Source organism: Azospirillum terrae (assembly GCF_053470425.1).
In genome coordinates, this window is record NZ_JBPXMR010000006.1 from 173,982 (window position 1) to 187,817 (window position 13,836).

Below are 13,836 nucleotides of genomic sequence, written 5' to 3' on the forward strand. Positions count from 1 at the left end.
TCCTCGTCTTAGCCTTCTTGGTCGCTCAACGCGGACACCGCGTCAATCCCACTGCGGCAGGATGGCGCCGTCGAGGATGCCCAGGACGCCCTTTACCGGGATGGACAGCCATGCGGGGCGGTTGGACGCCTCGTAGGCGATCTCGTAGAGCGCCTTTTCCAGCAGGAACAGCGCCAGAAGACGCCGCGCCGCCGACTCGTCGGCCGGCCACACCACGCTGCCGCGCGCCGCCTCGCGGTAGGAACCCAGGAAGGCGGAGATCGTGCGCGCCTGCCAGTCGCGCACAGCCTCGGACAGGCGGGCGGGCGCGGCGGTCTCGGTCGCCAGGGCCTCCAGGCGGAAGATCGCCGCCCACGCCGCGTAGTCGAACGAGCGCAGCATCCCCGCCACGTCGATCAGCGGCGAGCGCTTGGAACGCCGCTCGGCCAGCGGGCGGGCCGGTTCGCCCTCGAAGTCGATGATGTAGTAGTCGTTCTGCGCCTGCAACACCTGCCCCAGGTGATAGTCGCCATGAACGCGGGTCTTCACCGTCTCGACGGGGCGGGCGACGGCCTCGTCCAGGCGGTCGAGGATTTCGCGGCGGCGGGAGAGGAGGCCTTCCACCTCGGCGCGGGCGTCGCCGGACAGGTGCTCCAGGGACGCGGTCAGGCAGGCGAAGGCGCTCTCCGCCTGCCGGCGAGCGCGGTCGGCCCAGGAGCGCAGATCGTCGTGGGTTACCGGCTCCGGCTCGAAATCCGGGCCGCCGCCCGATGTGGCGAAGGCGAGGTGCATCTCGGCGGTGCGCTGGCCGAGCGCCGCCGCCCATTGCCGGTAGACGGCGAAGGGCTCGCCATCGGCGGACTCGCCAGGGGCTTGGGGGGCGTTGACGCGCAACTCGTCCAACTCGCGCTCCAGGTAGGCGATGGTGGTGGCCCAGCCGTCGCCCTGGTTGCGCACGAAGCCCTGCACCACGACCAGCGTCGTCGGCGTGCCGTCCTCGGCGATGTGCTCGACCGCACCCAGGTGCGGCGGCGTGTTGGCGAAGCCGGCCACTTCGGTGAGGAAGCGGCCGACCTCCAGCTCCGGGTGGACGCCGGGGGAGAGCCGGCGCAGCAGCTTGACGATGACCTGATCGCCGATCAGGACCGAGGTGTTGCTCTGCTCGACGCCAACGCGGCGCACCACAGGCGGGTCCGGCAGTTCGAGGGAGTCCAGGCGCGAGGTCGGCTCGAAGCGCAGGCGGCCGTGGGGGGAGGCGATCTCCTTCCCCTCGCGCAGCGCGCGGATCAGCGCCAAGATGAACCCCTCCTCCGCCGCCGCGTCGTAGAGGGCGCCGGGCTGCGGCCCGCGGCGGACCTTGGCGAGCGTGAAGGGCAGCAGATACCAGCCGACCGAGGCGGCGTCCGGCTCCCAGCTCATACCGAGCGGCAGGAGGTAGTGCTGCGGTCCGCCGTCACCGGAGACGGACACCGTGACGTGCCCCATCAGATAGCCGTCGCCGCCATTGGGATCGGGCAGTTGGCCGAAACTGGCCATGCGGGTGCTGGTGATGGCCTGGTCCTTGGCGGCGAACCAGCGCTGGCCGGGCAGGAAGGCGGGCAGCACGGCGTCTTCCATTTCCTGTCTGGAGCGGCCGAAGGCCGGCGCCGACCACCCCTCGCGCACCACCAGCGTGACAAGGTCGGGGATCGGATCGGGCAGCGTCTCGTGCCACGCCGGCAGCTCGGCCTCGGCGGCCAGCGCGAACCAGTAGAAGCCGTAGGCCGGCAGGGTCAGCAGATAGGTCAGGTCGCCGATGGGCGGGAAGACGGTGCGGCCCAGCATCTCGACCGGGATGCGGCCCTTCCACGGCTTGAGGTCCAGCTCCACCGCCTGGGCCGAGCGCGACAGGTTGGCGACGCACAGCACGATCTCCTCGCGCTCGCCGTCCTCGAAGGTGCGCAAGTACGCCAGGACCTTGCGGTTGCCGGGGTAGAGCAGCCGGAACTGGCCGCGGCCGAAGGCCTTGTGCTGCTGGCGCACGGCGATCAGGCGCTTGGTCCAGTTCAGCAGCGACGAGGGGTTGCGCGCCTGCGCCTCGACGTTCACCGCCTGGAAGCCGTAGATCGGGTCCTGGATGGCCGGCAGATAGAGCCGCGCCGGGTCGGCGCGCGAGAAGCCGCCGTTGCGGTCGGGCGACCACTGCATGGGCGTGCGCACGCCGTCGCGGTCGCCCAGGTAGATGTTGTCGCCCATGCCGATCTCGTCGCCGTAATAGACCACCGGCGTGCCGGGCATGGACATCAGCAGGCTGTTCAGCAGCTCGATCTTGCGGCGGTCGTTCTCCAGCAGCGGAGCGAGACGGCGGCGAATCCCCAGGTTGATCCGCATGCGGCGGTCGGTGGCGTAGAAGTTCCAGAGATAGTCGCGCTCGTCGTTGGTGACCATCTCCAGCGTCAGCTCATCATGGTTGCGCAGGAAGATGGCCCACTGGCTGGTCTCCGGGATATCCGGCGTCTGGCGCATGATGTCGGCGATGGGGTGCCGGTCCTCCATGGCCAGCGCCATGTACATGCGCGGCATCACCGGGAAGTGGAAGGCCATGTGGCACTCGTCGCCGCCCTTCGCCGGGTCGCCGAAATAGGGCAGCACGTCCTCCGGCCACTGGTTGGCCTCGGCCAGCAGCATGCGGTCGGTGTAGTGCTTGTCCACCTCGGCGCGGATGATCTTCAGGACCTCGTGGGTTTCGGGGAGGTTCTCGTTGTTGGTGCCCTCGCGCTCGCGCAGGTAGGGGATGGCGTCGAGGCGCAGGCCGTCCACGCCCATGTCCAGCCAATAGCGCATGGCGTTCAGCACCTCGCGAATCACCCTGGGGTTCTCGAAGTTCAGGTCGGGCTGGTGCGAGTAGAAGCGGTGCCAGTAATAGGCCTGCGCCACCGGGTCCCAGGTCCAGTTGGACTTCTCGGTGTCGCAGAAGATGATGCGGGTGCCCTGGTACTTCTGGTCGGTGTCGGACCAGACATAGTAGTTGCGGTGGTTCGAGCCGGGCTTGGCGGTGCGGGCGCGCTGGAACCACGGGTGCTGGTCGGAGGTGTGGTTGATGACCAGCTCGGTGATGACGCGCAAGCCCCGGTCGTGGCATTCGCGCAGAAAACGCCGGAAGTCCTGCATGTTGCCGTAGGAGGGGTTGACCTCGCGGTAGTCCGCGATGTCGTAACCGTCGTCACGCAGCGGCGAGGGGTAGAACGGCAGAATCCACAGCGTGGTGACGCCCAGATCCTGGATGTAGTCCAGCTTCTGCGCCAAGCCCGCGAAATCACCGATCCCGTCGTTGTTGGAATCGAAGAAAGCCTTGATGTGCAGTTGGTAGATGACGGCGTCCTTGTACCAAAGGGGGTCCTGCCGATCGATCATGGCGTCGCCGCAATCCGGGTTTGTGGGAGTTGCTTGTGGGAGTCCAGGGGGAAACACAACGGACGCCGTAAGGTTGCACGGTGTCGATCGGATGAGGCCGGCGCGTTCGGCCGGCTTGAGCAACCTTGACTTGGCCGCGCGCCCCGGCGCACCCTGCCGGCGCCCTTCCCTTACGTGTTTTCCCCCGCCATGGCCGCGCCCGGTTCCTTCATCGTCGTCACCGGCGGCGACGCCCGCTACGAGCCCCTGATCCGCGAACTGATCGACTCGATCCGCGCGCTGAAGCCGAACCCCGCCGACTGCCCGGTGGGCGTCATCGACGCCGGCCTCACCGAAGAGCAGATCGCCCGCTTCCGCGCCGAGGGGGTGAACGTGGTGTCGCCTCCCTGGCCGGTGGATCTGCCGGCGCACCGGCTGCGCGGGCGCGTGCACCTGAAGGCCAACCTCGCCAAGCTGCACCTGCCGACGTACTTCCCCGGCTACGAGACGGTGATCTGGATCGACGCCGACGCCTGGGTGCAGGATTTCGAGGCCATCGAGCTGCTGCACCGTGGCGCGCTGAAGGGCCGCTTCACCATCGTCGCGCAGTTCGGCCGCTTCGCCGAGACGGAACTGAAGCTGAAGTGGCTGTTCGGGCCGCTCGCGCGGGTGCGCTCAATCCTCTACAAGAACGCCAGCCGGTCGGGGCTGTCCACGGCCGAATGCCGGGCGCTCGCCACCCGGCCGACGCTGAACGCCGGGGCGTACGCGCTGCGCGCCGACGCGCCGCACTGGGCGTCGTTCCAGGCGTGGCAGGCGCGGGTGCTGAAGAAGGGGCGGATCTTCACCTCGGACCAGTTGGCGATGGCCGGTGCGATCTACCTCGACGGCCACCCCATCGAGCTGCTGCCGGAATGGTGCAACTACATAGGCCCGTGGCGCTTCGACGCCGAGACGCGCGAGCTGGTCGAATACTTCCTGCCGAACCGCCGCCTGGGCGTCGTGCACATGGCCGGCGAGGACAAGATGCGCGCCGACCCGAGCGTGACCCGCGCCGTGCTGGACATGCAGGACCGCGAACATATGCTGAGCCTGCGCTATCCGGCGTGGGTGAAGGAAAACCAGCCGGCCCTCCAACCGTAAGGATCACCGATGCGCCTGCGCTTCCTGGCCGTTCTCCTTCTGCTGAGCGGCGCCCTTTCGTGTGGCGGGGTTGCCGTGCCCGCCGTCGCCGCAGGGCTGGTGCAGGAACCGTTGCGCCTCGCCGTCACCGTGCCGGGAACCTTTGGTGACGAGAAGACGGTGCTGGAAGCGCTGGTGGTGCGGCCGGAGGGGCCGGGTCCCTTTCCGCTGGCGGTGATCAACCACGGCAGCCCGCGCAAGCCCGAGGAACGCCGCGAGCGGACGCCCAACGGCTACGTGCCTCAGGCGCAGGAATTCGCCCGGCGAGGCTGGGCGGCGCTGATCCTGATGCGGCGCGGCTACGGCATGTCCGAGGCCGAGTTCGCCGAAAGCAACGGCCCGTGCAAGTCGCCCGATTATCTGACGTCGGGCAAGCGCAGCGCCGACGACATCCGCGGGGCGATCCGCGCCATGGCGCAGAAGCCCTATGTGGACGCGCGGCGCATCATCAGCGTCGGCGTGTCGGCCGGCGGCTTCGCAACGGTGGCGCTGACCGCCGACCCGCCGCCGGGTCTGGTCGCGGGGATCAGCTTTGCCGGCGGGCGCGGCTCGCCCAGCGACGGCGTCGTCTGCGCCGAGGACCGGCTGGTGGATGCGTTCCGCACCTTCGGCAAACGCTCGCGGGTGCCGATGCTGTGGGTCTACGCCGAGAACGACCACTATTTCGGGCCGGCGGTGGCGCGGCAGTTGGCCTCGGCTTTCAACGGGGCCGGCGGCAACGCCACCATGGTGGCGGCGCCCCCGTTCGGCGAGGACGGGCATTCGCTGTTTTCCTCGGCCGGAATCCCGGTGTGGACGCCCTATGTGGACCGGTTCCTGACGGCGCACGGCCTCGCCCCGCGCGCCAAGCCCATGGAACTGATCAAGGTCGTCGCCAAGCCGCCGCCGGCCCTCAACGAACGCGGGCTCGACGCCTTCGCCAAGTTCCTGTCGGCGCCGGGGCACAAGGCGTTCGCGGTGTCGCCGGCCGGCGGCTTCGGCTGGCGCACCGGCCGCCGCACCGAACAGGAAGCCTCCAGCGACGCGCTGGATTTGTGTGAGAAGGCGACCAAGCATCGGTGCCGGGTCTACATGCTGGATGACCGGGTGTCGGAGGATTAGATGGAGCATCGGGGGCATTGCTGTGCCCCGTGCATCGTCATATCTTGAAAGCGTGCGTTGAGCGTGTTGCAGGACGACGACATGGGACTGGTAAAGCGTCACCCCGAGGACGATGACCTCGAAGCCATCGACGAGGGACTTGCGCAGGCCGACGCCGGGCAATTGATCCCGTTCGACCAAATCAAGGACTGGGTCGCATCCTGGGACACGCCGGACGAGCATCCCACCCCCACACCTGAATCGACTCCGCGCTTATCCCGTTGATGATACGCACGGTCGCTTTTACGTGGGCTGCTGCGCAAGACCTCGAACGGGTCCGCGCCTGGTATTCCCAACCGGGAGCCGGGGAAAGGGCCAATGCTGTCGTCGGGCGCATTCTCGACGCCATTGAGGATCTGAAGGAGCGCCCGGTGAGCTGGCCGCACGGACGTCGGATGGGGACGCGGGAGAGGCCGGTCGAAGGCCACCGCATCATTTACCGAGTCACGCCCGACACGCACGACAATCGAACGGCCGGCAATGTGCAGGTTCTGCGCATCCGCAGACTTTACCAGCGACCGCTCTGACGGCTCCCCGCCCCTACCCCAGTTCCACCCGCACAATCTGCACGCCCTCGGCCACGCGGATCTCCAGGATCTTCGGCTCCGGCTTGGCGCGGATGAGGCTGATGTCGCCGTTGCGCTCCAGCCGGCCTTCGGCGACTTGCCCGGTACTCCCCACACCGTGACGGCGCAGATCCTCCTCCAGGTCGTGGGCGGTCAGGTGGGCGGCGCGCATCTGCGCATCGTCGACGGCCCCGTTGCGGATGAGGACGCGCGTGCCACCCTTGAAGAGCCGGCCGAAGCCGTGCCAGCGCAGAGCGGCCGCCGAAACCATCCAATGCAGCGCCACCAGCATCCCGGACGACGCCAGCGCCGGCAGCATCGGCGCGTTGCCGGTGACCGCGCGGCTGACGATAGACCCCAGCATGATGCCGAGGATCACGTCGAACGCCGAGGTCTTGCCCATGAACCGCTTCTTGCCCAGGCGGACCATGAGCACCGTGACCAGATAGACGATCACCGCCCGCAGGATCATTTGCAGGACGTTGATGTCCTTCGACTCCAGGCCGCTGCCGAGCAGCAGCCGCGCTGCCTCATCCATGCCGTCCCCCGCCTTCCACGTCTCCCCCGGCCGGTGAACGCACGGCGTGCCTATGCCCCCGGCGGGCTGAGCCGCCAGATCGCCGCCGGGTTCTGCTGCGGATCGAGCCAGACGTGCTGGAACTTGCCGATCCAGCGGAAGCGCTGGCCGGTGAACAGATCCTCCACCTCCACATGGGCGCCGTCGGGCAGGCCCAGTTCCCACAAGGGGACCTCGATGGTGCCGCCGTGGCCGGCGTGCGGATCGACGTTGACGGCGATCAGGATCGCGTTGTCCTTCGCCTTCGTCATCTTGCCGTACAGCAGCACATTGTCGTCGTAGGCGTTGTGGAAGCGCAGATTGGTGAACTCGTGCAGCGCCGGGTTCTCGCGGCGGATGCGGTTGAGGCGCGTCACGTAGTCGACGATGTTGCCCGGCGCGTCGTAGGTCCAGTGGCGGATCTCGTACTTTTCCGAGTGGTTGTATTCCTCCTTGCCAGGGAACGGGTCCGCCTCGCAGACGAGGTAGGGGCCGTAGAGGCCGTAGCTGGGGGACAAGGTCGCCGCCAGCACCGCGCGCATCATGTGCGCCGCTCTACCGCCGTGCACCAGGATGGGCGGCAGGATGTCCGGCGTGTTGGCGAAGAAGTTCGGCAGCATGTACTCCTTGGACTCGCCCTGGGTCAGCTCGGTCAGGTACTCGGTCAGCTCCGGCTTGGTGTTGCGCCAGGTGAAGTAGCTGTAGGACTGCTGGAAGCCGATCTTGGCGAGGCGGCGCATCAGCTTCGGGCGGGTGAACGCCTCGGCCAGGAAGATGGCGCCGGGGTGGCGGTCGCGCACCTCGTGGATCATCCACTCCCAGAACGGGAAGGGCTTGGTGTGCGGGTTGTCCACGCGGAAGATGCGCACCCCCTGCTCGCACCAGAACAGCACCACGTCGCGCAGCGCGTACCACAGGTCGGGGTAGGCGCCGCGGTAGAAGCTGATGTTGACGATGTCCTGGTACTTCTTGGGCGGGTTCTCGGCGTAGCGGATGGTGCCGTCCGGGCGCCAGTAATACCAGTGCGGGTGCTGCTTGACCCAGGGATGGTCCGGCGAGCACTGCACGGCAAAGTCCAGCGCGATCTCCAGGCCGTGGTGGTGGGCTTCGGCGACCAATCGGCGGAAGCTGTCGAAATCGCCGATCATCGGGTCGATGGCGTCGTGCCCGCCCTCCTCGCCGCCGATGGCGTAGGGCACGCCGGGGTCGTCGGGGCCGGCGCCCAGCGTGTTGTTGCGGCCCTTGCGGAAGCTGCGGCCGATGGGGTGAATGGGCGGGAAGTACAGGACGTCGAAGCCCATGTCGCGCACGAAGGGCAGCAGGTCCACCACGTCGTCGAAGGTGCCCGGCCGGCTCGGGTCCGGCGAGGCGGAGCGCGGGAAGATCTCGAACCACGCGGAGTACCGTGCGGCGGTGCGGTCCACCCACACCTCCAGGTCGCAGCCGTAGCGCGACAGGTACTGGCGCTCGCCGAAGTGGTGCATGGTGTGGCGCGGGCCATCGGACAGCGCGTAGTGGATCAGCTCGTCGCCGTGCAGGCCGTTCATGCGGTCGATGACCTGCTGGAGCATCGACCGGCCCTCGTCGTGGGCGATGGAGGCGGATTGCTCGACGAAGCGGCGGCCTTCGGCCAGTTCCAGCGAGACGTCGAGGCCGGCGTCGTGTTTCTTCACGAAGTCGGCGCGCCAGCTCTCCCACACGTCGCGCCACGCCTCGATGGTGTAGATGTAGCGCGTGTTGCGGGTGAGCGGCACGTGGCCGACCCAACGGTCGTTGTCGACGAAGCGCATGGGGGCGGCGCGCCAGTCCGGCTCGTCCACCGCCTTGTAGAGCACGCTCGCGCTCAGCACGAAGGTGCCGTCGGTGTAGATGTCCGCCCACACGTCCATCACGTCGCCAGCCACGCGGCGGACCGGGAAGCGGCCGCTGTCGATTTCCGGGTAGACGGCCTCGATGGTGACGCGGCGTGCCGCCAGTTCGTCCATGCGCTGTTGCGCGATGGCGTCGGGGTCGTGGCCGCGCACGACGATGGGCCGCACCTGCTCGGCCCGGCCGCGGAAGACACGCAGTTCCAGCGGGTTGAGCGTTAGGCCGTCGCCGGGCTCGAAGGGTTTGGGCTGGGCCTCCGGCGTCACGTCGTCGAAGCCGCCGAACACGCCGCCGGTGGCGGCCAGCACCGGGCCGGGGTCGATGGTGTGGGCGCTGGCCTCGTCGGGGTTGAGCAGCACCACCGAGCAGCCCTCGGCGCTGCCGTTCACCGTACGCACCAGCCCGACCACCGGGTTGTGCGGCGCCGTCGCGCGCCACTGCGGCCCCTCGACGTTGAGGGCCGGCGTGTCGCGCTTCATGGTGTTGACCGCGCCGATGAAGCCGGTGAGGTCGAGCTTGGGCTCCTCCCAATCCTCGGGGCGGGTCTTGACCACGTCGAGCTTGCGGGTGAAGCCGTACTCGTAGCCGACCGGCATCATCACGCCGGTCGAGAAGCACGCCGCGAACAGGTAGTGCATCTTCAGGTGCCGGGCGAGGCGCTCGGTGTCCTGGCTGCCGACCTCGGCGGCGAGGCGGTCGGTGTCGTGGCTCTCCGGGAAGGCGATGGTCGGGGCGATGCGGCGGTAGATCTCGTACTGCTCCAAGAGCCAGTCCGCCTTGAAGTCCCACCACTTGGCCGAGTTGTACAGGAAGTCGAAGCCGGCGCCGCACAGGTCGCGCACCTGCTCCACCGTGCAGCCGAGCGTCTCGGCGAAGAACATCACCTCCGGGTTCACGTCGCGGGCGGCGGCGATCAGCGGCCGCCACACCTCGGCGGGGATCTGATAGGCGGCGTCGCAGCGGAAGCCCTTGATGCCGAGGGCGGTGGTGTGGCGGAGATAGTGGCTCCAGTGCTCGATCAGGCCGGCGCGGGCTTGCGCGTTGCCGTAGTCCAGTTCGGCCAGATCGCCCCACACGGTGACCAGCGACGGGTCGACGGGATCGACGGCGCGCGGGCTGATGATCGCGCCGTCAGACTGGCGGCGGTACCAGTCGGGATGCGAGTCCACCAGCAGCGCGTCCTTGGCGGTGTGGTTGACCACCAGATCGAGCATCACCGACAGCCCGTGCCGCCGTGCGTCCGCGACGAAACCGCGCACGAGGTCGTCGGGGGACTCGGGCGATCCGCCCTGGATCAGGTCGTGCAGGCGGTACGGGTCCTTGACCGCGTAGAGGCTGCCGGAGAAGCCGGGGTAATGGATCGGGTTCAGGTAGACCCAGTCGAACCCCATGCCCTCGATGCGCGGCAAATGCCCTGCCCATTCGCGCAGGGGACCGATCAGCGTCGGAAACAGGTTGTAGATGCGCGGTCCGGCGGTGACCATGGTTTCCCTCGGTGCGGTGTTGCCGCGCTCAACCCCGGCACCACGGAGAAGTTCCCGGTTGGATAAGGAGGCGGGTGCCATGCCCAAGGACGAGAAAGGCCTGACCAAGAACGGCCTGAACAAAAATGGAAAAATCCGCCTGTCGAAGCTCGACATGAAGGCGGCGCATCTGGAGGACAAGGAGGCCTACGAGAAGCGCCTGTCCAAGCTGCAGAAGGAGCTGCTGCGCATCCAGCAGACCTACTGGCACGAGAAGCGCCGCGCCATCATCGTGTTCGAGGGCTGGGACGCCGGCGGCAAGGGCGGCGCCATCCGCCGCCTGACCGAACCGCTGGACCCCCGCGGCTTCCACGTCTGGCCGATCTCGGCGCCCCGGCCGGACGAGCAGGGCCGGCATTATCTGTACCGCTTCTGGAAGCGGCTGCCGACGCCGGGCGGCATCGCCATCTTCGACCGCTCCTGGTACGGCCGCGTGCTGGTCGAACGGGTGGAGGGCTTCGCCTCCAAGGAGCAGTGGAAGCGCGCCTACGGCGAGATCCGCGAGTTCGAGAAGATGCTGACCGACGACGGCGCCCGCATCGTCAAGCTGTTCCTGCACATCAGCAAGGACGAGCAGCTGAGGCGCTTCCAGGAACGCCTGACCAACCCCTACAAGCGCTGGAAGCTGACCGAGGAGGATCTGCGCAACCGCACGAAGTGGGACGACTACGAGGAAGCGGTGGAGGACATGTTCGACGAGACCTCGACGGACAACGCGCCGTGGAACGCGGTGGCCGGGAACTCGAAATGGTACGCGCGGACACGGGTGCTGGAACTGGTCACCGACGCGCTGGCGAAGGGAGTGAACGTGGCCCCGCCGCCGGTGGACGCGGCGATGGTGAAGGCGGCGGCGGAGGTGCTGGGGGTGACGGTGGACGTGTGAGGGCGCTTCTCTGAGATCGTGGGTCGGGCTATCGTGTCCGGAGGGTGGCGAGTGAGCCATTGTTCTTGGCGCAGAATGGACAACGCGTGATCCACACCGTCCCGCTGGCCGTGATTGGCAGAGGCTTCTTCAAGCTGAACCTCATTCTGCTGCCACTTTCGCTCATCATGCTGGTGTATATCGGCACGATGGCGGGCAGCGCTCCGAATTCACCTCAGCCGATCGTAAATATTTTGATCGTTGCCGCGTTCATTTTTCTTACGCCCGCAGCCCTGGTCCTTTCCCATGTTGCCGTGGCAAAAATATTCGACGGCGTTCTGCGGATTGCACCTCCGGCGAAAGCTGAAATTTCGTGGTTTGGAATACTTTTTTCCGCAGCGCTCATTGTCGTTGCCGGAAATATCTTTGTCGACGATCTCTATCAATTCAACAAGGGAAACTACGGTTATTCCATATTCGCATTTTTCCTTAATGTGGGCGGCATGGTGGGTGTTGTCACGGCAGGTGGCGGGAAAGTACCTTTGATCAACAGGAATTTGTCCGCGGATTAATCCATCCAGAACCATCCCACACCACCGCTGTTGATCGGCTACAGGACGCCCCCCACGGCCGCCCGTCATCCCAACATCGGAGGTCCGCCATGCACGCCCGCGAAATGATCAGCACGCATCCGCACGTCCAGGGCAAGACCAACGACGCGCTCATCCGCTGCATCGAGGAATGCTACGACTGCGCGCAGACCTGCACCACCTGCGCCGACGCCTGCCTGGGCGAGGACATGGTCGCCGAACTGGTGCAGTGCATTCGGCTGAATATGGACTGCGCCGATGTCTGCGCGGCGACCGGCGCCGTCGCCACCCGGCGGAGCGGGTCCAACGAAGCGGTGATCCGGGCGATGGTCGAGGCCTGCGCCACCGCCTGCCGCCTGTGTGCGGAGGAATGCGAGCGCCACGCCAAGATGCACGACCACTGCCGCATCTGCGCCGAAGCCTGCCGAAGCTGCGAGGAGGCGTGCCGGAAAGCCCTCCAGGGCATGCACCACTGAGCAGCGGGTCATGAAAAATCAGGAAACACCAAGGGCGCCAGGAAGGGACTTCCTGGCGCCCTTGGTGTTTCAACTCTCTTCCTTATACGGCCGCCGTCAGGCCTTCTTCACGAACTCAGACTTCAAATTCATCGCGCCGATGCCATCGATCTTGCAGGCGATGTTGTGCCCGTCGGCCCCATCCGTCAGGCGGATGTTCTTCACCTTGGTCCCGCCTTTGACAACCAGGGACGAACCCTTGACCTTCAGATCCTTGATCACGGAGACAGTGTCGCCATCGGCGAGCACGTTTCCGTTGGCATCCCGGATCTCCTGCGACGCTTCCGCACCGGAGTCACCGGCGGCCTCGGGGTTCCATTCATGGGCACACTCGGGGCAAATCCACAGACTGCCATCCTGATAGACGTGTTCGGAGTTGCACTGAGGGCACTTCAATTCATCGCTCATCGTTTTCCTCGTCGCTTGGGAGGGCATCCTAGTGCACGGACGTATTGATTAAAAATCAAAAGCTTGAGCCCTACGGCTGCTTGGCCGGTGTCCCCGCCAATCGGCGGATCACCGCGGTGATGTTGTCGCGCGCCTTGTCGGCCACCGAGGCGTCGGATGCCGCGCCCTCGTGGAAGAAGGTGGTGAACAGCCGCGAGCCGGTCAGGTAGAAGGTCAGCGCCACGTGCACCGTCTCGTCCTTGGACTGGCAGTCCACGGCGCCGGTGCGGATCTCGACGCCATCGAACTTTTCCGCCGCGGTCAGCGTGGCGTTGGCCGTGCCGGGGCACTTGGCCTTCAGTGTGTCCACATACTCGTTGGTCAACCCGACCAGCGTGGCGTCGTCGCCGACGATGCGCTCGCGCACGCCGCCGAAGACGCGGCCGGCGCGCCATGCGAAGTCGGCCGGGCGCTTGTCCTCAGGCAAATCGGCGAAGCTGACCGGCTCGACCTCGCGCAGGCCGGCCTGGGCCAGGATCTCGCCCAGCGCGTCGGGGAACGGCGTCTTGCCCGGCCCCTTGTCCGGCCCCCCCTTGTCCGGGCCCCCCTTGTCCGGGCCCTTGTCGGCTTGGGGGGCCGGCTTGGCGGCGGGCGGCTCGGCGGGTCTGGCCTTCTCGGCGCAGGCCTTGAGGTCGATCAGCGCCTTGCCGGTGCCCTTCAGTTGAAAGGCGACGCGGTCCGTCGCCGACTGCACGACGAGTTGCCGGCCGCGCTGGAGCTGCGTGTACAGCTCGTCGTCCTTGCCCTGCGGGACCACCAGCAAGTCCGACTGCATCGCCACCGCGGTGCGGTCGCGGGCCGGCGTGTCGTCCACCTGCACCTTGACCTCCCAGCGCTGATTCTTGGGCAACTGGGCACCGGGGATGGCGACGACGATGTTCAGCTCGCCCGGCGGGTTGCGGGCGATGATCAGGCCGTGGCCGCTGACGAAGTGGTTCTCCGCCACACAATAAGCGAACTTGCCGTCCAGAGCGTTGACCGGGCCGACACGCCACTCCCCCTGCGGCGCTAGCGCGGCGGCGGACTGCTCGGTGGCCTTGGGCGGCTCGCCCGGCGCCGGAGCGGGTGTGGGTGCAGGTGCGGGCGCGGGGGCAGGAGCCTCGGCGGCCGGGGCCGGCTTGCGCGCCGGCAGCGGTGCGCGGGGCGTCTCCTTGGCGAAGGCCGTGGACGACAGCAGGCCGGCCAGCAGGGCGAGGATCGGGGCTTTGACGGTCATCGGGCAAGTCCGTGGGAAA

General features: G+C 67.4%; 12 protein-coding genes. 7 read left to right on the forward strand and 5 right to left on the reverse strand.

The genetic code is table 11. From position 1 onward, the window contains the following. Nucleotides 1-42 precede the first annotated feature (42 nt). Entirely contained in the window at nucleotides 43-3,372 is a 3,330-nt protein-coding gene (treS, locus tag ACSVDD_RS17480) for a maltose alpha-D-glucosyltransferase (protein ID WP_448190654.1), read from the reverse strand. A gap of 189 nt (nucleotides 3,373-3,561) precedes the next feature. Here treS and ACSVDD_RS17485 point away from each other — a divergent pair, with 189 nt between their 5' ends. The 4 genes from ACSVDD_RS17485 (at nucleotide 3,562) to ACSVDD_RS17500 (ending at nucleotide 6,200) form a co-directional block, all read left to right on the forward strand. Beyond that, nucleotides 3,562-4,494 (forward strand): glycosyltransferase family protein, encoded by a 933-nt coding sequence (locus tag ACSVDD_RS17485; protein WP_448190655.1) that lies wholly within the window; start codon nucleotides 3,562-3,564, stop codon nucleotides 4,492-4,494. 9 nt (nucleotides 4,495-4,503) lie between these two features. After that, a complete protein-coding gene (locus tag ACSVDD_RS17490) occupies nucleotides 4,504-5,634 on the forward strand; it encodes a prolyl oligopeptidase family serine peptidase (RefSeq protein WP_448190656.1) in 1,131 nt (376 codons plus the stop codon). Nucleotides 5,635-5,697: 63 nt separating this feature from the next. Further along, complete coding sequence (locus ACSVDD_RS17495; RefSeq protein WP_510167010.1) at nucleotides 5,698-5,898, forward strand: hypothetical protein; 201 nt, start codon at nucleotides 5,698-5,700, stop codon at nucleotides 5,896-5,898. Beyond that, nucleotides 5,898-6,200, forward strand: coding sequence for a type II toxin-antitoxin system RelE/ParE family toxin (locus ACSVDD_RS17500; RefSeq protein ID WP_448190658.1), 303 nt, complete (start codon nucleotides 5,898-5,900; stop codon nucleotides 6,198-6,200). The genes ACSVDD_RS17495 and ACSVDD_RS17500 overlap by 1 nt, the downstream gene beginning before the upstream one ends. Before the next feature lie 13 nt (nucleotides 6,201-6,213). On the opposite strand, the gene ACSVDD_RS17505 is transcribed toward ACSVDD_RS17500, so the two are convergent. Beyond that, nucleotides 6,214-6,777 (reverse strand): DUF421 domain-containing protein, encoded by a 564-nt coding sequence (locus tag ACSVDD_RS17505; RefSeq protein WP_448190659.1) that lies wholly within the window; start codon nucleotides 6,775-6,777, stop codon nucleotides 6,214-6,216. Nucleotides 6,778-6,827: 50 nt separating this feature from the next. Further along, nucleotides 6,828-10,148 (reverse strand): maltotransferase domain-containing protein, encoded by a 3,321-nt coding sequence (locus ACSVDD_RS17510; RefSeq protein WP_448190660.1) that lies wholly within the window; start codon nucleotides 10,146-10,148, stop codon nucleotides 6,828-6,830. A gap of 79 nt (nucleotides 10,149-10,227) precedes the next feature. Here ACSVDD_RS17510 and ACSVDD_RS17515 point away from each other — a divergent pair, with 79 nt between their 5' ends. The 3 genes from ACSVDD_RS17515 (at nucleotide 10,228) to ACSVDD_RS17525 (ending at nucleotide 12,115) form a co-directional block, all read left to right on the forward strand. Beyond that, on the forward strand, nucleotides 10,228-11,070 hold the full coding sequence (locus ACSVDD_RS17515; protein WP_448190661.1) for a polyphosphate kinase 2 family protein: 843 nt from the start codon (nucleotides 10,228-10,230) through the stop codon (nucleotides 11,068-11,070). Between the two features lie 86 nt (nucleotides 11,071-11,156). Next, on the forward strand, nucleotides 11,157-11,621 hold the full coding sequence (locus ACSVDD_RS17520) for a hypothetical protein (protein WP_448190662.1): 465 nt from the start codon (nucleotides 11,157-11,159) through the stop codon (nucleotides 11,619-11,621). 89 nt (nucleotides 11,622-11,710) lie between these two features. Then, a complete protein-coding gene (locus tag ACSVDD_RS17525) occupies nucleotides 11,711-12,115 on the forward strand; it encodes a four-helix bundle copper-binding protein (RefSeq protein WP_448190663.1) in 405 nt (134 codons plus the stop codon). A 96-nt stretch (nucleotides 12,116-12,211) separates the two neighbouring features. On the opposite strand, the gene ACSVDD_RS17530 is transcribed toward ACSVDD_RS17525, so the two are convergent. Both ACSVDD_RS17530 and ACSVDD_RS17535 read right to left on the reverse strand, forming a co-directional pair. Then, entirely contained in the window at nucleotides 12,212-12,562 is a 351-nt protein-coding gene (locus ACSVDD_RS17530) for a zinc ribbon domain-containing protein YjdM (RefSeq protein WP_448190664.1), read from the reverse strand. Nucleotides 12,563-12,632: 70 nt separating this feature from the next. Then, entirely contained in the window at nucleotides 12,633-13,817 is a 1,185-nt protein-coding gene (locus ACSVDD_RS17535; protein WP_448190665.1) for a hypothetical protein, read from the reverse strand. Nucleotides 13,818-13,836 lie beyond the last annotated feature (19 nt).